Origin of the sequence: Wolbachia endosymbiont (group A) of Gymnosoma rotundatum, assembly GCF_947250765.1 — a bacterium.
Classification (GTDB): domain Bacteria; phylum Pseudomonadota; class Alphaproteobacteria; order Rickettsiales; family Anaplasmataceae; genus Wolbachia; species Wolbachia pipientis.
This window is the reverse complement of sequence record NZ_OX366347.1, coordinates 1,334,994-1,357,810: the sequence shown is the minus strand read 5'-3', so window position 1 is coordinate 1,357,810 and position 22,817 is coordinate 1,334,994. Positions and strand designations below refer to the sequence as shown.

Genomic DNA, 22,817 nt, shown 5'->3' with positions numbered 1-22,817 from the left:
CTAAATTACAATTAATTGCAAGGTAAAAATATTAAAACAATTGTAAATTTTGTCAGTAAAAATATAATAGAACTTTGAAATTAGAGGTTCATCTATATGGGATACAAAATTGCTGTTATTGGAGCAACCGGAAGAGTAGGGCGTGAGGTATTAAGCACGCTTGCTGAATTTCAAGATGAGGCGATAGATTGCGTTATTGCACTTGCATCGAAAAAATCAGAAGGGAAGAAGGTGAGCTTTGGTGACAAAGAGTTAACAGTTTTATGCCTTGAGGATTATGACTTCGTTGGAACTAATGTAGCCATTTTCTGTGCTGGATCTCATGTTTCTGAAGAGTATGTACCAATTGCAACACAGGCTGGATGCATCGTGATAGATAACAGTTCCCATTTTAGAATGAAAGAGGGTGTGCCACTCATTATTCCAGAGATTAATAAAGAAAAAATTATGGAATATAAAAACCACAACATAATATCCAATCCAAACTGTACTACAATACAGATGCTGCTAGTACTACATCTATTACACCAAAAAGCAAAAATAAAGAGAATCGTTGCTTCAACTTATCAATCAACTTCTGGTGCAGGCAAAGCAGCAATGGATGAGCTCTATGACCAGACAAAAAAAATCTTTATGAACGAAGCTAAAAAACCCAAGATATTCTCTAAGCAAATAGCATTCAATTGCATTCCCCATGTAGGAGAATTCATGGAAAATGGTTCTACAGAAGAGGAATGGAAAATGCAAGAGGAGACAAAAAAAATTTTAGAGGAAGATATAAAAGTTACTGCAACTTGTGTAAGGGTACCCGTCTTTATCGGTCACGCTATGGCAGTAAATGTGGAATTTGATCAACATATCACTGAAGAACAAGCTCGTGAAGTGCTAAGTGAAGCCGAAGATAGTGGAGTTTTAGTGTACAACAGGCGTGAAGATAGTGAATACATAACTCAAATTGATGTTGTACAGGAGAATGCTGTATATGTATCGCGTATTAGAAGAGACAATACTGTTGAGCACGGATTAAATATGTGGATAGTGGCTGACAACCTGCGCAAAGGCGCAGCATTAAATATAGTGCAGATTCTTGAGATTTTGATAAGAGAGCATTTGTCAATCAAGTGCATATAGAGCGCACGTACGTTGTAATTCGAAGGAAATTTGTATACCACATGGCAGCGCGTGACGCTGGAATGGCTTTGTTGCATCGCTACTTATGAAAGGCTAACTATAATTAGGATTATAAGCAACTTATTGAAAATCTTGTTTTTTTGCAATCAATCTGATCAAATTTAAGAATAGTAATTTGTTATTTATATTAATAAATTTAATTCTATTGAAAATAGCTAAAGCATTGAAATTCTTGAATTTTAGCCGGATTAGTGAGTGGTAGTGAAATTTCTTTTACTCAAATTTAGGTATTCACTGACCGTTCTTGTTATAAATACCAGAATAATAAGCTACTGATATTCTCCACCTTTTTTATCTTTAATCCATCATAGCTAGCGATGCAACAAAGCCGGCTGGATTCCAGTGTCAAGCACTGGAATGACACCATTTGCTGTGCAGTTTACCTTCAAAAATGAATGTTCGTACAGCTATGGAATAAATCGCGGTATGACGGTTCGCAGCGGTATAGTAACTCGTCACCCCGCTACTTGTTAGCGGCTGAGATACCGCGGCGGTATGACGTAGAAGCTATACTTTTATACTCACCAACTCAGTATCCAATCTGGATCCAAGTAGTCAAGCTATTCGGATGACACCCTCATAAAGTGAAATGAGATCCCGCTAACACGTAGCGGGATGACGAGAAAGGGGCTACTCGGATGACACCCTCATAAAGTGAAATGAGATCCCGCTAACACGTAGCGGGATGACGGGAAAAGAGGTACTGGGAGACATCCTTCCTGGTAGACCCAAATCACAATGTTCGCACAGTTGTGCGTCACGCGCTGCCGAACACTGTATGGTTATACAAGAAAAATTAAGGCTTAAAAGGAAACTTAAGCAGCTAATAGGGCCTAAGCCTTCTTAATAAAACATAAAAAGCCCCTTTACCACCATGTTTTTTCGTAGCTTGCTGGTAGTATAGAACCATATGCTGGATTTTAGTATCATTTAACCACTTATTTAAGTTATTCTTTATAGTGTCTGTTTTATTTGTTGCACTGCCGTATCCCGTAATTACCAATAAACATCTATTCCCTGCTCGATAATTTTTGATAATAAAATCTATCAATTTACAGTAAGCATCCTCTATATTATAGCCATGCAAATCGAGCTTATCGCTTATAAAATATTTACCCCTATCAATCTTTGATTTTGTGTTGTAGTCAAGACAAAATGATGAGTTACCATTATTGGTATTAAGAAAATTCCCTTGTAAGTCGGAGGTACCTTTATCAACCATAGACTTTATATTTACTTTATGATCAACTTTCAAAGTGACCTTCCCACATTCTATTGGCTTAACATTTTTTTGCCAATCCAACTCATCGTCCGACATAAACGCATTAATCGAATTGTATAATTTTACAACAATATCCAAACATAGTAAAATGTTGCTTATTCTATGAAAACCCAATTTTCGATAATACGATGAAATCGTCAAAAACTAATGAGAATTTTTGGCTGTATGGAAAGCACACCTGCATGTCAGCACTGAAGAATAAAAATAGGCGGTGTATAGAACTGTTAGCAACAGAAAATTTCTATAGAGAGCACAAAAAAGAAATTAGGCAATGTGTAGACAGTAAGGGCATTAAAGTTCGATTAGTAGAAAACAAAATACTTAATGACGTTTTACCCAAAGGTGCTAACCATCAAGGAATTGCTTTAAATGTTGCCCCTATTCTTTATAACTTAAGCATCGAAGAAGTAGCTGAAAGCTCGAACGATAGCTCTACTATAGTCATTTTAGATCAAGTCACTGACACGCACAATATTGGATCAATTTTAAGAACTTCAGCTTGTTTTAATGTCAACGCATTGGTTTTACCACATAACCACTCACCGAGTGAAAATGCATCTATTGCAAAAGCAGCAAGTGGAGCTTTAGATATTGTCCCGCTAATATACGTTACAAATATAGTAAAAACTATGCAGTATTTAAAAAAGGTCGGCTACTGGTGTTACGGGTTTGATTGCAATGCTAAAGAAAATATAGATGAAATAAAGAGTTTTGAGAAAAAAAGAGTAATTATTTTTGGTTCTGAAGAGAAAGGAATGCGGAGGTTAGTTAAAGAAAATTGTGATTATCTTTTAAAGATCCCAATATCAAACGTAATTGACAGCTTAAATGTTTCAAATGCAGCAGCAATAGGCCTATATTCTATTTATATTAAAACAAATGCCAGCGCATAGCTGTTTATAATAAAAATACTTGATAAAAATGTGGTTTTATATTATAATGTGTTAAGTAATGGACAAAAGGAGTTATATTATGTCTTATATGAGAAATGAACAGGATATTCGCTCTCAAGGCGTTTATTATAGTGCTGGGCTTAGAAGTTACCTAACTAAAGTATATAATTATATGGCTTTAGCTTTAGGTGTTACAGGACTTGTTGCATTTTTAACGGTGTTTTCTGGTCTTTTTCAAGTAATTTATTCTAATCCTATTCTATCGCTTGTGGTAATGTTATCTCCGGTTGCATTGGTGTTCTACATGTCTTATAGAATTCAACACCTAAGTGCTCAGTCTGCCGTTACTATATTTTTCTCGTTCTCAGTGTTAATGGGGCTTTCCTTATCTTATGTTTTTATAGTTTATACTGCAGAAAATATAGCAAGGGCGTTTTTCATTACATCAATCATGTTTGGCTCTATGGCTTTATATGGTAATACCACAAAAAGAGATCTTACAAGTATGGGCTCTTTCTTGATTATGGGAGTTTGGGGGTTAATCATTGCGTCTATAGTAAATTTATTTCTTGGAAGTAGTCCTCTCTACTTTGCAATATCATTTATATCAGTGATAGTGTTTACTTTAATGACTGCGTATGATGCTCAAAGAATCAAGGACGTTTATTATAAATATAACGACGGATCAGAAGTCGCTACTACTAAATTGGCAATACTGGGTGCAACTAATCTTTATTTTGATTTCATCAATATATTCCTTAATTTACTCAGGTTACTTAACTTGTTCAACAATAGGGATTAGATGTTTTCCTTTTTAAGGAAAGGCAGTAAGAGTTCTATAGTTTTCTTTTTAATATCTTTAGTTTTTTTGATGTTATGTCTTGCATATGCATCAGTGCCTCTATATAGCATTTTTTGTAAAGCTACTGGGTATGGTGGCACAATAAGAAAAGTAACTAACACAACAACAAATATAACTAACCAAAAGATCAGGGTCCATTTCAATGCTGATATAATGTCCGATCTACCTTGGGAGTTTAAATCAGAAACTAACTACGTTGACGTAAACATAGGAGAACAAAGTTTAGCGTTTTATTACGCAAAAAATCTATCTGATCAGCCTTCATTTGGAATGGCGGTGTATAACGTTACGCCTTTCAAAGCAGGTAAGTATTTCAATAAAATTGCATGCTTTTGTTTTGAAGAACAAATGTTGCTACCAAAACAAAAAGCAGCTATGCCCGTATCTTTTTATATAGATCCTGAGATAATGCTTGATAACAATACAAAAGATTTGAGCGAAATAACACTGTCATACACGTTTTTTAAGCTTAAGTAACAGAATGTTTGCAAACCATGTCATTTCAGTAATCAATAGGGTGTCATCCAAGTAGCTGACACTGGAATGACAGGAGGTAACGCAAGAAGTCTATTGATTGTGAAAACAATAACTTTGCAAAATATTAATTGTTAGATAACATAATCAAAGTTTTTGTCTTAATATTCATCATGGTTAGAGCTATACAAATTAAAAAAACTGGGGGACCAGAAGTATTAGAATTTGTAGATAAGAGCATAGGTGAGCCAAAAGGCGAGGAAGTCTTAGTGCGTCACACAACTATCGGCTTAAATCGTTATGATTTAGAGCACAGAAAAGGTACACGCAAAATTAAAAATTTACCATCAGTGCTTGGAGTGGAAGCAGTTGGGGTTATTGAAAAACTTGGTAAAAAAATCAGTGATGGATTCAAAGTTGGAGACAGAGTTGGATATTGCACAGCTCCTCCAGGGGCATATTGTGAAAAGCGCATTATACACCAGAAATATCTGATAAAAATTCCAGATGACATATCTGATGAAGTTGCTGCTGCAGTGCTGTTTAAAGGTATGACAGCTCACTATTTAGTTAATCAATCTTATAAAATCAGGCCTGGTGCTTTCGTGCTAGTTTATGGAGCTAATGGTGGCTTAGGGCAAATAATATGTCAATGGGCAAAGGATAAAAAAGGTGTAGTGATAGGTTCTGTAAGCTCTGATGAAAAAATGAAGATAGCTTTACAAAGTGGCTGCACATACGCAATAAACTACAATGATAAAGACTTCGTTTCTAAAATTATGGAGATTACGCAAAACAGAGGAGTAGGTGCAGTGTATGACCCCATAGGTTACGCTACAAGTAAGCTCTCTTTTGAATCTTTAGGCAGGTTCGGCATATACGTTTCCTATGGGCAGATATCAGGTAACGCTCCTATTAGTTTTTCTTTACTTAGTTCACGTTCGTTATTTGCAACTGGAACCTCAATATACCATTATAAGCATGATAGATTCACATTAGTGCTTACCACAATGGAAATCTTCGAGATGATAAGAAAAAAACTTTTAACTGTACGGATCAATAAAAAATATAAATTTGATGAAATAATTCAAGCACATCGTGATATGGAAAATAGAAAAGCGAGTGGGCTAAATATCATCAAAGTCTCTTAAATAAATTAGTAATTTAAACTAACCATTCATTAAATTATATCAACTAGAATTTCACATATTTCATTCTCCTTTTGGGGGAATTAAAAGCATATAGCTAAACTGACTTAGATTTACCGACAACCGTCATCCCGCTACGTGTTAGCGGAATCTATACCGCGAATAGACTTCTTGCATAACCCAAACTAAGTAGAAAGAAGGTATCATCCGAGTAGCTGACACTGGTTCCTTTATGACGGTAGTAGCCCCCCTTCTCCTGTCATTCCAGTGCTCTCTTCTTGTCATCCCAGTGCCCAGACACTGGGATCCAGTTTCACCTTATGATGGTGTCATGAAAGTAGCTGACACTGGTTTCCATCCAAGACGGTGTCATTCCTTACTATTACCCACAAATATAAATGTACTTATAAATAAAGTATTACAATATTAGAGTTTGCAAATATTGAGGGTATAAAAATGGCAAACGAGAGTAATGAATGGGCTAAAAATGAATTTGGAGATAAAAGGTTAACTGAGCGATTAGTAAAGATTGCTGATATGTTTGACAAAATTACCTGAAAGTTAGATTAATCAAGCATGTGAAAGTTGGTCAGAAGCAAAAGCAGCATATCGTTTTTTTTAAAATGAGAACGTAAAAGAAGTCGATATTCTAGCTTCACACATTGATAAAACAGTTGAGAGAACAAAAGCTCACAAGAGGGTTCTTGTCATTCAAGATACCAGTTACATTGTATATAATAACCATAAAAAAACAAGCGGATTAGCAAATTTGTCCAGTTATGATACTGCAAAAGGTATTATAATGCATACAGCTCTTGCCGTTAGTATAGAAGGTTTGGTACTAGGGATACTAGATCAAAAAGTTTATTTAAGACCTGAAGAAACTGAGAACCTTAAAAAAAAGAGCGATCGCATTGAAGATAAAGAAAGCGTAAAGTGGTTGGAAACTTTAAGAAAAACAAATAATATTATTGATCCAACTCAAACTGAGACTATAACTGTATGCGATAGAGAAGCAGATATATATGACTTTTTTGAGCTTGCACATAGTCTTAATTCGGCAGTGCTAGTTAGAGCATGCAGAGATAGAGCAGTAAATAGAAAATCTCGATATCCTGAAAAAGGTGAGCAGAAGTTATGGGCATTTATTAAATCCTCTCATTGTGCAGGTACGGTAGAAGTTGAAGTTCCTGTAAAAGATAATAAGCCAAAAAGAACAGCACGTTTGGAAGTTAGATTTGGAAAGTTTATGATGAATCCATCTAAGAATAATATTAGGCATAAGACGGAAGAACTACCTAAATTACCACTTTATGCAGTTTATGTTGTTGAGAAAACTCCCCTTCCCTTAAAAAAAACCGCTAGAATGGATGCTATTAACGAATCTTTCAGTTAATACTTTCGATGAAGCTGTTGAAAAAATTAGTTGGTATCAACTATGTTTTTTAAAAATTTTTTTATTTGTGTAATTTTGCAAATTATATGGGCAATAAAAACCCGTTTGTCATAGAAATAGAATTTTATATCAAACAGCTACCACAGCAATTTCTGCTTAAGCTAATGAATATGTGCTTTAAGTCTGTGTGGACGCACATATTCATTAGCCAATTTCAGTTACCGTTGTGAAGATTTTTAAGTATGCAAATTAATTGCTTCTTTAAGTCTTGTATTAGCAATTACTATAATTTTACGCATTAGGGCTGTTATAGCCACCATCTTCTTCTTACCACTTTCAACAAGCTTAGAATAAAAGGCGCCAAGTATAGATTTTGACCTTGTAGCAGCCATAGCGGCTGTAAAGAGCTTTGAACGAACGTTACTTCTACCACCTGTAATCCTTCGGTAACCAACAGCTTTACCACTTTCTTTTGGATGCGGTGCAACTCCGGCAAGACTTGCTACTTCTTTTCTATTTAAGTAACCAAGCTCTGGCATTAAACACAAAAAATCTTGTGATAACTTTTTACCTATTCCAGGAACTGTTTTAAGAATTTTTTGGCGTTGTTGTAATTCGCGGCTTTCATCAATAATCTTTTGTATAGTATCATTGAGTTCGTTTATTTGACTATCGAAAAACTCAATGGTCTTTTGACAGCTTTCTTTTATATGATCATTTTCCGGTGCTTCAAGTCTGCATTTTTCTTGAGTTCTCATTTGCGTAATATCATCACGACGTTGACAAAGTGCAGCCAAAGTTGATTGTTCTGTAGAGGTAGGTACAAATAGAGAGATAGTTCTATGGCGTTCAAATCCATATTGAGCAAGAGCTCTTGCATCTAGACTTTGCTAAAGTTCCGTGAGATAAAATAAAGCTTTTTACTTTACGAGTATTAGCTCGATGCACGGCAATATTTTTGTCGGTAAGAAAATGTGATAAGCCAAGCTCATATTTCCCTGTATTTTCTAAAGTCACTAAAGCATTAGGTAGAATATCTGAAAACTCTTGAAATAATTGTTGCCAACCAGAAGCATTATTATCAAATTCGACAGCATTCTTCTGTTTGTGAATTGCAACGACATTTTTAAATTTTCCGATGTCAATGCCAATAAAATTTTGATAAGATGTAACCATAATAAACCTCGATAGTTTTAGTTAATTTAAGATTGTAAACGGGTGCATATATATGTCCCAAGCAACTATTCAAACGTATCGAGAGATAGGGCTAGCGTACCTTGATACCAACGGTTGTAATACCAATTTCCTTTCGGTCGCGCACGCCCGCTATTCCTAGTGAGCAGGGTTATCTTTCTCTCTTATCTCTTTTATATCACGTTTTTAACTTACAATTGCCTTAGATGGAAAATAGAGATATTACATAAAATTTTAAATCCGGTCTCAAAGTTGAAGAATGTAGGCTTGGAATAGCAGAAAGATTAATGAGGTATTTAACAGTCATGAGCATTATTGCTTGGAGAATTTTCTTTATTACATCAATTGCAAGAACTAACCCAACATTACCATGTACTGCCTTATTAGCTGAGGAAGAATGGAAAGTTTTATATGTTAAAATACACAGGAAACCATGTCCAAATATAGCCCCTACTATAAAAGAAGCCGTTTCGTGAACTTGGAGGTCATTTAGCAAGAAAAAGCGACCCAAAACCAGGACCAATTACTCTTTGGAAAGGATATAAACGTCTCTTTGATTTAGCAGAAGGATGGCGACTTGCTCACGAACCTCATATTTGTGGGTAATAGTAAGTTGTTAGCGGGATCTGGAGATACCGCGGCGGTATGACGTAGGGAAATCTTACTTATTATAGCTATAGTTCTACATGAATTACAAAAGTAACATTTACTAGATCTTAATATTTTAGATCTATATTTTAATAAATAATGAGCTGTAATTAGTATGAATAATCCATTTAAAAGTGAGAACTATAAAAAAAATCTCGATTCTCTGATCAAAGCTGTAAAGCTAGGAAATGCAGAGAAACAATATAACAAAACGTTAAGGGATTTATCTCATGCATTAGAAGGTTTTACAGGTGAGGCAAAAGGTATAGCTGAGTTTGTTATATATACTGACTTGAACAATTATGTAGAACAGCCATTAGGTCTTTTTAAAACATTAATGAATAGAATTTTGGGAAAAATTTTTCCAACCAAGAACAGTAGTATAAGTAATTTTGTAAATGATGAGTTGTCAAGTTTCACTTTAGAAACAGCAGCTAAGTATACAAGAATTTTAAAAAAAATTGATCTCTTGGAACAATTAGAAAAAGATTTCAGAAAAAATAATATTTTAAAAGATTCTTTAAATTTAGAACAAAGTGAAAAGAGTCAAGGAAAAGATAGATCACACGAAGTGAGTTTGGAAGGTAGAAAGCAAAAGGAAGGTACTTTTGAGCTGCGAAAAGAAGAACAGCCGAAAGAAAAATTAGGTGGTAATCGCATGAGGCAAATAAAGCGACCAACAACAGCACCTCCGGCTGCTCCAGATTCGAGGAAGGTACGCTTTAAATCAGAAATATCCTCAGATGGAGAAAGCAAGGCAAAGTCTACATCTTCTTTACTAAAAGGAGCTAATAGTTTTAGTATGCCTGATGCTAAGGAAAATCCTTCTGAGGATTCAGGCTATGGAAGTTCATTAAATGAAGAGTCTGTATACAAAGAGATATCAAATTATCAAGAGAAGAAGAGTAAAATTTTAATAGAAAATTCGCAGAGTTCAAAATCGCCCAAAGAAGAGCCAATTTATGCAACAGTTCCTAAAGAACATATAGAAGCAAAAAGAGAACGTAAGCAGAAACAACAACCTCAATCCCTCGTACCACCAAAACCACCGCAAGTGCCAAAAAAAATGTTTACTACTGGTCAAGAAGTTAGACAAGAATCGAAAGTGGTAATCAAAGATAAACCTGCAGTACCGCCAAAGCCTAAAAATCTAAGCCGTGCTAATCAAAAAGTAAGCACAGAGCCAAAAGTAGTAGGAGTAATTCTTAAAAAATCAGCTGAAAGAGTACCACTAAAATCTGAAAATCAAGACAATAGGAAATCAGCACAAAAAGCTGCTGGTAAGGCGATACCAAAAGTAGCAGCAGCTACTATGAAAGGAGGAGCTAATCGCGAGATGGGCAGTAAAGTAAAGGCATTAAAAGAAAAATTTGAGCAAAATCAAGCAAAAGGAAATGCTAATGTACAGCTTGCTGAAAGCAAAACCACTCCAGCAGCACAAGCGGATATCGGTGTGAAGAAAAAACAATCTCATTCATTTCTAACAGAGAATAAAAGATCTGCAACGAAACACGTAACAGCAAAATCTGATCCAAAATCTCATGTCAGCAAAAATTCCCTTCTCACGCATGCAAATGTAAAGGAAATGGTTGCACAAATTGAGAAAGGAAAAGGAGGAAGATAGTAACATTTGGGAAAAAAACATATGTGTCAAGTCAAGAGATTGTGAGCAAATTTAGGAAATTATAGCTAAACTGAATTAGATTTACCGACAATTTGAAAAACCGTCATTCCGCTAACTATAGTATTTTCAAAAGCGAATGATAAAGGTATAATATGTTTTTTTAAAGTAGGGAAAGCAATGGTATATAGTGTAGATTTAAGGGAAAAAGCAGTGTCTTTGGTAGAAAAAGGAAAGTCAAAGGTTGAAGTTGCAGAGGTTTTTGAGATAGGGATAGCAACACTATATAGATGGCTAAAAAAGAAAGCTACTGGCCAAGGTCTCAAAGCGGTAAAAAGTACTGGTTTTATTCGAAAAATAGATCCAGAAATACTCAAAGAATATGTCAAAAAACACCCAGATCACACACTAGCAGAAATGAAACAAAACCTTGGCTTTGGGATAAGTGCAATTTGGTATAGATTAAGACAGCTAAAAATAACCTTTAAAAAAAGTCACATTCTATCAAGAGCGCAATCAAGAAGATAGGCAGCAATTTATCGATAAAGTCTCAAAAATAGACCACTGTAGCATTTTATATATAGATGAAGCAGGAGTTGATAATAGACTATACCGAGAATATGCACGAGCTCCAAGAGGAGAAAAAATATATGCTGATGTTCCAGGAAAAAAGCGGGAAAGAGTGAGTATAATAGGTGGATGAGAAGTTTATTGCACCAATGACCTTCACAGGAGGGTGTAATAAAGATATATTTAATGTACGGTTAGAGCGAAGATTACTTCCACAATTACAGCGTGATACAACCATAGTTATGGATAATGCTACATTCCATAAAACTCCCAAAACAAAGTCATTAATAGAGTCTTTTGGCTGTCATTTGCTTTATCTTCCAACATATTCACCTGATCTAAATCCGATAGAGCATTGTTGGCACACCATCAAAAGTTGCCTCAGACCTCTAATGCATCAATGTACAGACTTACACCTTTTAGTTGGTAATACCATTTTAGACGTTTATCATTCGTTTTAGAAAATACTATAGTTGAAATAGCACAGTTACTCACCCCATAAATTTGGTGCTCTCTTTCAATCAAAGGTGTCTTGCTGCTTGAAATGTTTTCTTTGTAAAAATTTGGCTTATCTTTATATCATCTCATTCAAACAGCATTAACATAACTTATGCCTTTTTTAGATGTAGAAATTTTCTAGGAATTGTCTTTTTGAATTCTATGGTATTTTGTTTAACATTGAAACAAGAGGCCAGTGTCACGCACTGGCATGACACCCATTTGTTCCTATAGTTGTCTTTTCTCGTCTACCTTATTTTGCCACTCTGCTGAACAGATACATAAAGAAAGTGGAAAATTGGACATTCTCAACTCGGCTCCTGCAGATTAAAAATTAAGTTGAATAAAAATTGGATTTGACGCAGTTTTTTCCCATAGTTTAAGAAATTAAAAGTTTAACGATTAGAATTATAATTACAAACCACAATAAAAAATAGACTTTTCCATTTGATTTATTTTTAATTTGGATGTTTTCTAATTTTTTATCAGCTATTAGGTTTAATTTTTCTATAAGGCTAAATATCCCTTGGATTGTTTTTACAGGATAAGAACTTCTAATTTTTTCCCTATACCCTATTTTACTTTCATGTTGACTGCTTATCCACGCTTCAACTACTTTCCACATATTGATTTCTGGGTAGATCTTTCTACATGTCCCTTCCAGTAAAATCATAGTTTTCTGCAGCAATAACAATTGTGTTTGAACTTTCATATCAAAATCACCAGTTATTTTTAATAGCTGAGCAAGTAAACTAGCAAATGAAATCTTCTGTATAGGCTGCCCAATAATGGGTTCACCTATTGCCCTGCAAGCTGTGACAAAATTTCTATGCTGTGATGAAACGTAACCAGCTTTAAAGTGCATTTTTGCAACGTGATCATAATCCCGATTTAAAAAGCCTTTGAGTATCTCTATAACGTAATAGCATGTCTCACGATCTATTCTACCCATGATTCCACAATCCAGAGCAATAATATTGTTATTACTATCAACCATTAGATTTCCAGGATGCATATCAGCATGAAAAAAACAATCCCTGTATACCTGATTACAAAACGATTCTATAAGATTGATAGCTATTTGCTTATGATTATTCAGTTTTTCAACTTCGTATATTGGCGTTGCTTCTATCCATTCTAATGTTAAAACCTTTTTTGCAGTTCTATTCCAATCTATTTCAGGTACATAAAAACCTCTGTCATTTTTTGTGTTTTTCTTTAGTTCCGAAGAGTGAGCAGCTTCAAAACGTAGATCTAACTCTAATCGGCAAATTTCAGCAAAAGTTTTAACTAATTCAATTGGCCTCAGCCTTTTTGATTGTTCGCTAAATTTTTCTGCAATTTCTGCAAGCCAAGAAAGCATTTTTATATCTCTTGAGAATGTTTTCTCAATATTTGGCCTTAAAACCTTCACAGCAACTTCCTTACCCTCAGTTGTAACCGCTCTATGCACCTGAGAAATCGATGCTGCTGCAATTGGCTTTTCAGAAAAGCTTGAAAAAATGTCGCTCAATTTACAATTAAACTCACTTTCTATAGTTTTAACTGCTATTTTATGTGAAAATGATGGCAATCTATCACATATCAATAACAAGTTATTTGTTATATCTTCATTTAAAACATCAGTACGTGATGAGATAGACTGCCCAAACTTAATGAACACCGGACCTAATTTTTCAAGAGCACACTTTAGCTTGTGGCCTTGTATTTTATTTATTGATTTTTTTGATGGTGGAAGTAAATAAGGTAATATATTGTAACGCGTCAGCACCGTAGTTATGTGCAGAAGACGCAAAATATTTTGAATCATTTCGCTGCGTAACTGCTAAATATTTCATTTAGGGTTCTATTTTTCATAATCTCATCAGGCTTGCCTTGGCAATAGATAGTATTATTTATACAAATTATGTAATCTGAGGATGGTAGAGCAGAGTTAAGATCATGAGAAGTCATAAGAATCGATACCAATCGTTTTTTTGCTATTTTATTTATAATATCATAAAATTTAGCCCGCGCGTTAATATCCATTGCACTAACTGGTTCATCTAGAATGATCAAGTCAGGCTCTGCAATTAAACAACGTGCAAGTAGCAATAATTGTGTTTGCCCTGCAGAAATTTCTAACACTTGATTCTTCAAAATGTTACCGATACCAACCAACTCTATCGTTTCTGTAATAATGGATTGATTTTTCTTTAGTCTTTTCAAGGAGCTATTTAAAAGGAAATATTCAACTGTTATTGGCATCAAATTACTAATACTAAAATTTTGCGGCATATAGCCAATTTTTATGTTGTCAGCAAATACGATATTACCGGTACAGCTTTTATTTATGCCAGCAATTGCTTTCACTAAAGAGGTTTTACCTCCACCATTTGGACCAAGTATTGTAATTATGTCTCCTCTTTCCATGAACATATTGATATTGTCAAGGATTCTTTTACCATCATATGTGAGAGCAAGATTTTCTATTTTTAGAACACGATTATTGACATTATTCAATTTATTGACAAAATTTAACTTCTTCTCAACGTTTATATGAGACATTTACTGACTTTTTTTCTATTACTTTCATTTACACTATACTATAATATCGCCTTTTCATCCAATTTAAAAGTTGTAGCTACAATCAAACCTATCCACTCACTTGTAGCTTCTATTACAGAAGGGATTTTAGAACCGGAATTGCTTGGCTATGCAACATCTGCGCATAATTATATATTAAAGCCATCTGATGCGAGTAATTTAGAATCAAGTGACGTTATATTTTATGTTGACGATAACTTAGAGACGTTTGTTCAAACTTTCGCCAAAAATAATAAAGAACTAGTGCAATTGTCAAAGGCAATCAACCTACTTCCTACTCGGCCACATTCATTTTCTAGAAAAATTACTCACATTAAAGATGAAAAAGATTTACACATTTGGCTGAGTCCCGAAAATGCAAAGAGCATGATACTTTCTGTAAGTGCAACATTGTCTAACATAGATAAAGAAAATTCCCATCGATACAACTCTAATGCAACAAAAGCTATAAAAAAAATAGACCAAGAAGTAAAAGAAATCATGAAAGAACTGAATGATTTTAAAAATCAAAAATATATCGTCACTCACGATGCTTATCAATATTTTGAAAAATATTTTGGTTTAAATCACCCAAGCGCCATTCTTTCCATAGAAGAGGATTCTTACATAGGTATGAGGAGTTTAATGAAGCTAAAAAAGATAATGAAGGAAGAAAGCGTTAAATGTATATTTGCTCATTCACAGGAAGACAGCATAAAGCCTAATGCTCTTTCTAATGACGCAAAAATGGTAGTTCTTGATCCTATTGGATCAGACATAGAGCCTGGAAAAGATGCATATCTAGCTATAATCAATAACATTGCACAAAATTTTAAGTCTTGTTTTGTTGAGTAATAAGTTCCCTTTTAGCTTACTGTTTTATTGTTCTGCATTTATTTGTCCTTTACATATTATGCAGGTTTAGAATTATGCTTTATTCTTACGTTTATGTCTTGGCCCAATACAATCAATAAGTTAAGCAAGTATTCTAAGGAGAACCCTTCGATTTTTGACCTATTGATTTGAGATACTTTAGGTTGATCAATCTTTAGAGCGTTTGCTGCTTTTTTCTGTGTTGTGTACTTCTTACTTATTAATTGTGCAATGACCTTTATTAATTTCAGTTTTGTATCTTTCACATCCCCCAACTCTACTATTATAGGATAACTTAATTGTAAATTTTACATAATAATAAAATCCCTTATAAAAAAATTACTTTAGTTTTTCTTCTTTAAATAACACATGCCTTCTGACTACTGGGTCATACTTCCTAAACTCCAGTTTTTTGGTAAGCTTTTTTGGATTACGCTTTTTTACATAAAAATAACCTGTTGATTTTTCTTCACCAGTTTTTGTTGTCTTGATTGCAGTGCTAACTAACTTAACGAGCAAAGAAGCATTTTTTTTCGCCATACTTATAATGATATAATAAATTCTATGCGAGTTTATTACGCAAAACACTAAAAGTCAACCGAATAATGCAGATCGTAAAATTCTTGACAATCAACAGTGCATTAAGTAGCATGAAGTTAACTTCAGAATGAAAAGCAAACGGTAAATAAGTGGTAAATAGTGGTAAAAGGTTATTATTGATAGAAAATTCCACCTGTTCTAATGAGGTAAGAGTTGCCTTGTCAGTTAATAATAAGGTTGTAGAATTTGAACAAGAATTCAAGGAAAAAAAACAATTAAGAGGTAATATATACGTTGCTTATATAAAGCGTATAGAGCCTTCTTTGCAAGCCGTATTTATCGAATATGGAAAAAATAAGCAAGGTTTTTTGTCTTTTTCCGAGATATCTCTAGATTACTTCAATATTCCAGAAAAAGAAAAGGAAACTATCTTTGAGAGCTACTCAAATGACGATTATACAGAAAAAGGGAACGATACCATAGCAAATGTCTCTTCAGATTCTGCAGCTAGTAAGAATGTCAACGAGTCAGGTAGTGGTTTTGTAAGAGAGGTACCTTTATATAAAAAATACAAATTACAAGATGTTATTTCAGTAAATCAAAAAGTATTGGTTCAGCTAACTAAAGAGGAACGAGGCAATAAAGGAGCTTCATTTACAACATACATAACTTTAGTGGGTAGATACTGTGTTTTCATGCCAAATTCCATGAGTAAAGGTGGAGTGTCTCGCAGAATTGAAGATGCTAATGTCAGAAAGCAGTTAAAGGAGATACTGAGTTCAATAAACTTGCCAAAAAGGTCAGGTTTAATAGTAAGAACTGTTGGTTCAGGAAAAAATAAGAAAGAAATTGAGCAGGATTACAATTACTTATCCTCATTATGGCAGAGCATTCAAAAAAATGCCTTCTCTGTAAACGTTCCATCATTAATTTACAATGAAGCAGATGTAATTATGAGATCTGTTCGTGATTTTTGTAGCGATGGTATAGAAGTTATAGTGTCTGGAAAGGAAGCTTTTGAGGCAGTTAGGCAATATGCTAACAATGCACTAAAAGGTAGTAAGTTGCGCTATAGATTGTATAGAGGTTATGCTCCGATCTTTACTTACTACGGAATCGAAGATCAAATTTCTGAGTTATATAGCAATAGAGTAGAATTGCCATCTGGTGGGTCTTTGATAATAACTTTAACTGAGGCGTTTGTTTCGATAGACGTGAATTCAGGAAAGATGACAGGAGAAGATAGCATAGAAGAAACAGCTTATAGAACCAACATGGAAGCAGTACCTGAAATATCAAGACAGGTGAATCTTAGGGGCCTATCAGGATTAATAGTAGTCGATTTTATTGATATGTTGAAATATCAGTATTGCAGAGCTGTTGAGTCTGCTATAAAGCAAGCGTTTAAAGATGATAAAGCTAAAGTTCAATTTAGCTACATAAATGACTTTGGTTTAATGGTATTTTCAAGACAAAGAATTAAACCAAACATACAAGAAATTAATACTACAGAGTGTTTACACTGCAAAGGTACTGGAAGAGTAAAATCAAACGAAGTAATTGTTTCATCAATACTAAGGGATTTACAATATATTGCTAACAAGAATCGAAATAAGTCTTTTGATTTAGTAGCACACAGTGCAGTTATAGCGCACATTTTTAATAACAAACGCAATACAGTTTCTACAATCGAAAAAGAGTTTAATATTACATTGAACGTTAGTATTGATAACAGTTTAGATATAAATACATTTGTTTTAAAACAAGGAGATGATGTTAATTTAAACGGTTATAAGCCATTACAGAACTCTGGATACCAAATTGGGGATAGCAGCAATGAAGAAGCTGATAATTCAAATAAACTACGAGGCAATTTTTGGCTGACTAAGTGGCTTTCGCGCCTTTTAAGTTCTAATAACTAATTAGAAACCTAAATTGGGCTTGTAATTAATGAGCCCTATACTTATATATTCTTATATCAGATAATATTTACAATGGGGTACTCATTATGGGAAGAGCAATAGGCATAGATCTCGGAACAACAAATTCTTGTGTTGCAATAATGCAGGGCAAGGATACAAAGGTAATAGAAAATAAAGAAGGGGCAAGAACTACTCCATCTATAGTTGCATTGACTTCTTCAGGAGAAAGGTTGATTGGTGCTCCAGCAAAAAGGCAAGCAACCACCAATGCAAGTAATACCTTTTTTGCTACTAAGAGATTAATAGGCCGTCAATATAGTGATCCTGAGATGAAAAATCTAAGTGTACCATACAAAGTATTTGCAGCAAAAAGTGGTGATGCATGGGTTAAAACAACTGATAATAAAGAATATTCTCCTAGTCAAATTGGTGCATTTATACTACAAAACATGAAAGAGGCAGCAGAAGCTTATCTTGGAGAGGAAGTAAAAGATGCTGTGATAACAGTGCCAGCATACTTCAACGACTCTCAACGTCAAGCAACAAAAGATGCAGGAAAAATTGCCGGATTAAATGTACTCAGAATAGTAAATGAACCGACTGCTGCAGCACTTGCTTATGGTCTTGATAAGAAACATGGGCACACAATAGTAGTATATGACCTTGGTGGTGGTACATTTGACGTTTCAATACTTGAAATAGGTGATGGAGTTTTCGAAGTGAAAGCAACAAACGGTGATACCCATCTTGGAGGTGAAGACTTTGATAATGGAGTAGTGAGTTATTTACTAGATGAATTCAAGAAAAGTAATGGCATTGATTTGAAAAATGATCCAATGGCTATGCAAAGAATCAAAGAAGCTGCTGAAAAAGCGAAAATTGAATTATCAAGTGCAATGGAAACGGAAATAAATCTACCGTTTATTACAGCTGATGCAAGTGGTCCAAAACACTTAAATATGAAATTAACGAGAGCAAAACTTGAAAGCTTAGTGAATGATTTAATCGAAAGAACTATGGCTCCTTGTAAAAAAGCTCTTGAGGATGCTGGTTTATCTGCTAGTCAAATTGGCGAAGTGGTTCTTGTTGGTGGCATGACTCGTATGCCAAAAGTCATAGAGAAAGTTAAAGAATTCTTTGGCAAAGATCCACATAGAGGAGTTAACCCTGATGAAGTTGTAGCAATTGGAGCTGCAATACAGGCGGGGATCATTCAAGGTGATGTAAGAGATGTGTTACTACTTGATGTGACCCCACTTTCTCTTGGTATTGAAACTCTAGGAGGAGTATTCACTCCACTTATTGAGCGTAATACTACAATTCCTACTAAAAAATCTCAGGTGTTTTCAACTGCAGAAGATAACCAAACAGCTGTTACAATTAAGGTGCATCAGGGTGAAAGAAAACTGGCAGTTGATAATAAGCTACTCGGTCAGTTTAGTTTGGAAGGGATACCTCCTGCTCCGCGCGGAAGGCCACAAATTGAAGTGACATTTGATATAGATGCAAATGGAATAGCACACGTTTCTGCAAAAGATAAAGCTACTGGAAAAGAGCAAAAAATACGCATTCAATCTTCAGGTGGTTTATCTGATGATGAAATAAATCGCATGGTAAAAGAAGCTGAAGAAAAAGCGCAAGAAGATGAAAAGCGCAAAAAGTTTATTGAAGTGAAGAATCAAGCGGATAGCTTAGTCCATTCTACAGAAAAGTCTCTGACAGAGTATGGTGATAAAGTTTCACCAGAAGATAGATCTGCTATTGAAAATGCAGTTAACGAATTAAAAGAAGTTAGTAAATCTGATAACATTGATGACGCTGATTCAATACAGCAGAAAGTCACTAATCTTTCTCAATTATCTATGAAACTTGGAGAAGCTATGTATCAAGCATCTCAACAAAATAGTGCTGAAAATGGCTTTTCATCAGAAGGAAATCCAAATGATAAAGAGGAAAAAGTAGTAGATTCTGATTATCAAGACATAGATAATAAAGAAGAGAATAAGTAATTGCGATTGTCATCCAAGTAGCTGATACTGGGATGACAAGAGGAGCATATTGTTGCTTAAAGAAACCATTATGGATATTATTAAAACAATAGAAGAAAAGATACGCGATTCGATAGATGTAATTGATATCAACATTATCGATGAATCAGCAAAGCATGCTGATCATTATTTTGCTTCATCTTCAACATTACCTTCGCACATTAAATTAATATTAATATCTGACGGCTTTATTGGAATGAGCGTTCTAAAAAGACACAAGTTGATTTATGAGTTATTGAAGGGTGAGATAGAGCTAATACATGCAATTTCTCTTCACTTGTATACGCAAGATGAGTACAATTTAAAAAATAAATAATAAAAATGTGAAGGAAGAGTCTATATTAGTTAAAGCAGGAAGAAAATTTAATGACTATAAAGGTTCCATGAACCCGCCAGTTTATCATTCTTCTACCATATTATTCCCTACTTACAAGGACTACTTAAATGCAGCAAATGGAGAAAGTATATACGATGTAATCAATGATGGTGTTGCAAGGGATTATAGCTACAGTAATGTTGGTACTCCTACTGTTCATTATCTTTCAAATGCACTGGCTGAAATTGAAGGGAGTGGACAAGCGCTTATTTATCCTTCCGGACTATTTGCACTTACTTTTGCTATTCTAACTTTCGCTAAAGCAGGCTCGCACGTTTTAATTCAAGATAATAGTTATTATAGGCTTAGGAGGTTTGCAGAAAATGAGCTACCAAAAAGAGGAACAGAAGTAACTTTTTATGATCCAACACAGGATATAACTGATTTAATTCAGAGTAATACTTCATTGATAATGATCGAGACTCCTGGTTCTGTAACGTTTGAGATTTCGAATATAGAGCATATAGTAAAAGTTGCTAAAGAACGTGGAATTGTAACCGTTTGTGACAATTCATGGGCCACTCCTTTGTTATTTAAGCCGCTTGATTATGGAGTTGATGTTGCACTATATGCGGTGACAAAGTATCTAGCCGGTCACTCAGATTTAGTGATGGGAGCTATGGTTGCTGAAGGTGAAACTTTTAAATTGCTTTATGAGAGCTATAAAAATTATGGAGTAACCATTCAATCGCACGACTGCTACCTTGCACATAGGGGACTAAGAACACTGCATGCACGTATGGCAAGGCACCAAAATACAGCAATGGAAGTGGCAAAGTGGCTAGAAAAACATTCAAAAATCAAAAAAGTTTTGTATCCAGCACTTCCCTCCCATTCTCAACACGAATTATGGAAAAGTTACTTCAAAGGAGCAAGTAGCGTATTCAGTATAATACTGGATAGAGAATATTCATGTGAAGAACTAAGCTGCATGGTTGATCATATGAAAATTTTTAGTATTGGTGCTTCTTGGGGAGGGTGCGACAGTTTGATATTACCAATAGATCGTAGATCTATGTCAAGATCTGTAATGAATTCAGATTATGGTGGAAGTTTCATGCGGATATTTTGTGGACTAGAAGATTCTGAGGATTTGATCTCTGATTTAAATGCTGCACTAGCAAGACTGCCATGTTTGAATATCAAAGCTGGCAGATGAAACTGAGAGAATTACTGCATAACATTATTGATGTTAACTTTGATATTGAAATCAAGGGCGTTACATGTAATCCCAAGAGAGTCAAGGAAGGTTATCTTTTTGTTTGTGTATCAGAAAGGAGTAAAGAATACGCAACATGCGATACTGGAATCCATATCCTTCCTACTGAATCACAGTGTTACGTACACAACTGTGTAGACGTTGTGATACAAGGGGCCAAGAAAGATGTCATCCCAGTGCTTGACTACTTGGATCCAGAAAATTTAATTGCAAATGAGCACACTAGGCAATTGTATAATAAAAACTGGATTCCAGTGTCACGCACTGGAATGACAGATACTTCGAGCTTTGCAGTGCTTGAACACCCAAACCCTCAAGAAATATACAGCGAAATAGTCAGCAGGTTTTATCAATTCAAACAGCCCAAATATGTTGCTGCTGTAACTGGTACAAATGGTAAAACTTCAGTAGTAGAATTTTGCCGCCAGATCTGGCAAAACTCTGGCTATAATGCTGCGTCTATTGGAACACTTGGAACATGCATCAATAATGGCAGAAAAGGTAATAGCAACAGCCTTACCACTCCAGGTGCAGAAGACCTTTACGCAACATTGCGTGGTATAAGTGTAGAACACTTAGTGTTGGAATCATCAAGTCATGGGATTGATCAATACAGAATCCATGGATTAAAGTTGAGTGCTGCAGCTTTTACTAATTTCTCGCAAGATCATTTAGATTACCATAAAAGTCTTGGTGGATATTTAGAAACTAAAAAAAGGTTATTTTACGAAGTATTACCAGAAGGAAAAACAGCGATTTTAAATGCGGATATAGATGAATACGGCGCATTGCTTAAAATAGCTGAAAAACGCAGTAATAAAGTTGTGACTTATGGAAAAAAAGGCTCTGATATTACTTTATTAGAGCAAACATCAACCCCTAATGGTCAACATCTTACAGTAAAAATTGATAACCAAATTTACAATACATTTTTCCCAGTTTTAGGAAAATTTCAAGCATATAATCTGCTATGTGCAATTGGTATATCTGGATTAAATTACAGAGAAATATGCGTAGAAAAACTCGTTTCTCCACCAGGAAGAATGGAAAAAGTGCAACCTTTTGCATTCGTGGATTACGCTCATACTCCAAGTGCGCTTAAACAAGCCCTATTGTCTTTAAAATGGCATATCAACAAAAAAATAATTCTAGTTTTTGGATGCGGTGGAAATCGCGATCAGACGAAACGTTCAGAAATGGGCAAAATAGCACAAATGTATGCAGATAAAGTAATAATTACAGATGATAATTCGCGTGATGAAGATCCGGCAAAAATTCGCCACGATATTTTGCTACATTGCCCTGATGCACTGGAGATAGGAGGTAGGAGAGAAGCTACAGAGAAAGGCGTAGATATTGCCTATAACGAGGGTATGATTCTGCTAGTTGCAGGAAAGGGAAATGAGAAATTTCAAATTATAGGCAACCAAACTTTTGAATTTAGCGATGTTGAGGTTATTAAAAATCATGCCTTAACATACTGATTTTCGCAATGGT

At 34.7% G+C, this 22,817-nt stretch carries 20 protein-coding genes and 4 pseudogenes; 18 read left to right on the top strand and 6 right to left on the bottom strand.

Annotated features, from left to right (window positions below; genetic code table 11):
• Positions 1-96: 96 nt before the first annotated feature.
• The gene (locus OOK97_RS06830; protein WP_012673309.1) at positions 97-1,131 is read left to right on the top strand and encodes an aspartate-semialdehyde dehydrogenase; all 1,035 of its coding nucleotides are present in this window, start codon (positions 97-99) and stop codon (positions 1,129-1,131) included.
• Positions 1,132-1,876: 745 nt separating this feature from the next.
• Entirely contained in the window at positions 1,877-2,038 is a 162-nt protein-coding gene (locus OOK97_RS06825) for a hypothetical protein (RefSeq protein ID WP_264705267.1), read from the top strand.
• Here OOK97_RS06825 and OOK97_RS06820 read toward each other — a convergent pair.
• Positions 2,015-2,509: a Smr/MutS family protein gene (locus OOK97_RS06820; protein WP_264705679.1), complete on the bottom strand. Its 495-nt coding sequence runs from the start codon at positions 2,507-2,509 to the stop codon at positions 2,015-2,017. The genes OOK97_RS06825 and OOK97_RS06820 overlap by 24 nt on opposite strands.
• A 92-nt stretch (positions 2,510-2,601) precedes the next feature.
• Between OOK97_RS06820 and rlmB the strand changes: the two genes are divergently transcribed.
• From rlmB to OOK97_RS06790, 6 genes and pseudogenes are all read left to right on the top strand, one after another.
• The gene (gene rlmB / locus OOK97_RS06815; protein WP_264705266.1) at positions 2,602-3,366 is read left to right on the top strand and encodes a 23S rRNA (guanosine(2251)-2'-O)-methyltransferase RlmB; all 765 of its coding nucleotides are present in this window, start codon (positions 2,602-2,604) and stop codon (positions 3,364-3,366) included.
• Between the two features lie 79 nt (positions 3,367-3,445).
• Positions 3,446-4,168 carry a Bax inhibitor-1/YccA family protein gene (locus tag OOK97_RS06810; protein ID WP_264705265.1) on the top strand — a complete coding sequence of 241 codons (723 nt, stop codon included), beginning with the start codon at positions 3,446-3,448 and terminating at the stop codon, positions 4,166-4,168.
• Complete coding sequence (locus OOK97_RS06805; RefSeq protein ID WP_264705264.1) at positions 4,169-4,705, top strand: cytochrome c oxidase assembly protein; 537 nt, start codon at positions 4,169-4,171, stop codon at positions 4,703-4,705.
• Positions 4,706-4,875: 170 nt separating this feature from the next.
• Positions 4,876-5,853, top strand: coding sequence for a quinone oxidoreductase family protein (locus OOK97_RS06800; RefSeq protein WP_253303422.1), 978 nt, complete (start codon positions 4,876-4,878; stop codon positions 5,851-5,853).
• Between the two features lie 229 nt (positions 5,854-6,082).
• Positions 6,083-6,280, top strand: coding sequence for a hypothetical protein (locus tag OOK97_RS06795; protein WP_264705262.1), 198 nt, complete (start codon positions 6,083-6,085; stop codon positions 6,278-6,280).
• 26 nt (positions 6,281-6,306) lie between these two features.
• Positions 6,307-7,289 (top strand): annotated as a pseudogene (locus OOK97_RS06790) (IS4 family transposase); the annotation flags it as partial.
• A gap of 193 nt (positions 7,290-7,482) precedes the next feature.
• On the opposite strand, the pseudogene OOK97_RS06785 reads toward OOK97_RS06790, so the two are convergent.
• Positions 7,483-8,422 (bottom strand): annotated as a pseudogene (locus tag OOK97_RS06785) (IS110 family RNA-guided transposase).
• A 216-nt stretch (positions 8,423-8,638) separates the two neighbouring features.
• Between OOK97_RS06785 and OOK97_RS06780 the strand changes: the two are divergent.
• From OOK97_RS06780 to OOK97_RS06765, 4 genes and pseudogenes are all read left to right on the top strand, one after another.
• A pseudogene (locus tag OOK97_RS06780) lies at positions 8,639-9,046 on the top strand (IS4 family transposase); the annotation flags it as partial.
• A gap of 157 nt (positions 9,047-9,203) precedes the next feature.
• On the top strand, positions 9,204-10,712 hold the full coding sequence (locus tag OOK97_RS06775) for a hypothetical protein (protein WP_264705261.1): 1,509 nt from the start codon (positions 9,204-9,206) through the stop codon (positions 10,710-10,712).
• Positions 10,713-10,889: 177 nt separating this feature from the next.
• Entirely contained in the window at positions 10,890-11,237 is a 348-nt protein-coding gene (locus OOK97_RS06770; protein WP_022626382.1) for an IS630 transposase-related protein, read from the top strand.
• A gap of 167 nt (positions 11,238-11,404) precedes the next feature.
• The gene (locus tag OOK97_RS06765; protein ID WP_264705260.1) at positions 11,405-11,740 is read left to right on the top strand and encodes a transposase; all 336 of its coding nucleotides are present in this window, start codon (positions 11,405-11,407) and stop codon (positions 11,738-11,740) included.
• Between the two features lie 416 nt (positions 11,741-12,156).
• Here OOK97_RS06765 and ubiB read toward each other — a convergent pair whose 3' ends face one another.
• Positions 12,157-13,587, bottom strand: a complete 1,431-nt coding sequence (ubiB, locus tag OOK97_RS06760) for a 2-polyprenylphenol 6-hydroxylase (RefSeq protein WP_236514429.1) — start codon at positions 13,585-13,587, stop codon at positions 12,157-12,159.
• Entirely contained in the window at positions 13,584-14,324 is a 741-nt protein-coding gene (locus OOK97_RS06755; protein ID WP_006279528.1) for a metal ABC transporter ATP-binding protein, read from the bottom strand. Before OOK97_RS06755 ends, ubiB begins: the two co-directional genes overlap by 4 nt.
• Here OOK97_RS06755 and OOK97_RS06750 point away from each other — a divergent pair.
• Positions 14,316-15,197 carry a zinc ABC transporter substrate-binding protein gene (locus tag OOK97_RS06750; protein ID WP_264705259.1) on the top strand — a complete coding sequence of 294 codons (882 nt, stop codon included), beginning with the start codon at positions 14,316-14,318 and terminating at the stop codon, positions 15,195-15,197. The genes OOK97_RS06755 and OOK97_RS06750 overlap by 9 nt on opposite strands.
• Positions 15,198-15,253: 56 nt before the next feature.
• On the opposite strand, the gene OOK97_RS06745 is transcribed toward OOK97_RS06750, so the two are convergent.
• Both OOK97_RS06745 and rpmG read right to left on the bottom strand, forming a co-directional pair.
• Positions 15,254-15,481, bottom strand: coding sequence for a helix-turn-helix domain-containing protein (locus tag OOK97_RS06745; protein WP_264339655.1), 228 nt, complete (start codon positions 15,479-15,481; stop codon positions 15,254-15,256).
• Positions 15,482-15,554: 73 nt separating this feature from the next.
• Complete coding sequence (gene rpmG, locus OOK97_RS06740; RefSeq protein ID WP_015589280.1) at positions 15,555-15,755, bottom strand: 50S ribosomal protein L33; 201 nt, start codon at positions 15,753-15,755, stop codon at positions 15,555-15,557.
• A gap of 149 nt (positions 15,756-15,904) precedes the next feature.
• Here rpmG and OOK97_RS06735 point away from each other — a divergent pair, with 149 nt between their 5' ends.
• The 5 genes and pseudogenes from OOK97_RS06735 (at position 15,905) to murE (ending at position 22,804) form a co-directional block, all read left to right on the top strand.
• A complete protein-coding gene (locus tag OOK97_RS06735; protein WP_264705258.1) occupies positions 15,905-17,677 on the top strand; it encodes an Rne/Rng family ribonuclease in 1,773 nt (590 codons plus the stop codon).
• A gap of 86 nt (positions 17,678-17,763) precedes the next feature.
• The gene (gene dnaK, locus OOK97_RS06730) at positions 17,764-19,686 is read left to right on the top strand and encodes a molecular chaperone DnaK (RefSeq protein ID WP_012673300.1); all 1,923 of its coding nucleotides are present in this window, start codon (positions 17,764-17,766) and stop codon (positions 19,684-19,686) included.
• A gap of 70 nt (positions 19,687-19,756) precedes the next feature.
• Positions 19,757-20,041, top strand: coding sequence for a BolA family protein (locus OOK97_RS06725; RefSeq protein ID WP_077188332.1), 285 nt, complete (start codon positions 19,757-19,759; stop codon positions 20,039-20,041).
• A 7-nt stretch (positions 20,042-20,048) separates the two neighbouring features.
• Positions 20,049-21,282, top strand: a pseudogene (gene metC / locus OOK97_RS06720) (cystathionine beta-lyase).
• A complete protein-coding gene (murE, locus tag OOK97_RS06715; RefSeq protein WP_264705678.1) occupies positions 21,257-22,804 on the top strand; it encodes a UDP-N-acetylmuramoyl-L-alanyl-D-glutamate--2,6-diaminopimelate ligase in 1,548 nt (515 codons plus the stop codon). Before metC ends, murE begins: the two are co-directional and overlap by 26 nt.
• Positions 22,805-22,817 lie beyond the last annotated feature (13 nt).

What these genes read in the sequence shown, in the direction of transcription:
- OOK97_RS06795 (WP_264705262.1), top strand. Translation starts at nt 6,083, where the DNA reads ATGACGGTAGTAGCCCCCCTTCTCCTGTCATTCCAGTGCTCTCTTCTT.
- OOK97_RS06810 (WP_264705265.1), top strand. Translation starts at nt 3,446, where the DNA reads ATGTCTTATATGAGAAATGAACAGGATATTCGCTCTCAAGGCGTTTAT.
- OOK97_RS06800 (WP_253303422.1), top strand. Translation starts at nt 4,876, where the DNA reads ATGGTTAGAGCTATACAAATTAAAAAAACTGGGGGACCAGAAGTATTA.
- OOK97_RS06775 (WP_264705261.1), top strand. Translation starts at nt 9,204, where the DNA reads ATGAATAATCCATTTAAAAGTGAGAACTATAAAAAAAATCTCGATTCT.
- rpmG (WP_015589280.1), bottom strand. Translation starts at nt 15,755, where the DNA reads ATGGCGAAAAAAAATGCTTCTTTGCTCGTTAAGTTAGTTAGCACTGCA.
- OOK97_RS06805 (WP_264705264.1), top strand. Translation starts at nt 4,169, where the DNA reads ATGTTTTCCTTTTTAAGGAAAGGCAGTAAGAGTTCTATAGTTTTCTTT.
- OOK97_RS06750 (WP_264705259.1), top strand. Translation starts at nt 14,316, where the DNA reads ATGAGACATTTACTGACTTTTTTTCTATTACTTTCATTTACACTATAC.
- murE (WP_264705678.1), top strand. Translation starts at nt 21,257, where the DNA reads ATGAAACTGAGAGAATTACTGCATAACATTATTGATGTTAACTTTGAT.
- OOK97_RS06820 (WP_264705679.1), bottom strand. Translation starts at nt 2,509, where the DNA reads ATGTCGGACGATGAGTTGGATTGGCAAAAAAATGTTAAGCCAATAGAA.
- ubiB (WP_236514429.1), bottom strand. Translation starts at nt 13,587, where the DNA reads ATGATTCAAAATATTTTGCGTCTTCTGCACATAACTACGGTGCTGACG.
- OOK97_RS06770 (WP_022626382.1), top strand. Translation starts at nt 10,890, where the DNA reads ATGGTATATAGTGTAGATTTAAGGGAAAAAGCAGTGTCTTTGGTAGAA.
- dnaK (WP_012673300.1), top strand. Translation starts at nt 17,764, where the DNA reads ATGGGAAGAGCAATAGGCATAGATCTCGGAACAACAAATTCTTGTGTT.
- OOK97_RS06725 (WP_077188332.1), top strand. Translation starts at nt 19,757, where the DNA reads ATGGATATTATTAAAACAATAGAAGAAAAGATACGCGATTCGATAGAT.
- rlmB (WP_264705266.1), top strand. Translation starts at nt 2,602, where the DNA reads ATGAAATCGTCAAAAACTAATGAGAATTTTTGGCTGTATGGAAAGCAC.
- OOK97_RS06825 (WP_264705267.1), top strand. Translation starts at nt 1,877, where the DNA reads ATGACGGGAAAAGAGGTACTGGGAGACATCCTTCCTGGTAGACCCAAA.
- OOK97_RS06755 (WP_006279528.1), bottom strand. Translation starts at nt 14,324, where the DNA reads ATGTCTCATATAAACGTTGAGAAGAAGTTAAATTTTGTCAATAAATTG.
- OOK97_RS06830 (WP_012673309.1), top strand. Translation starts at nt 97, where the DNA reads ATGGGATACAAAATTGCTGTTATTGGAGCAACCGGAAGAGTAGGGCGT.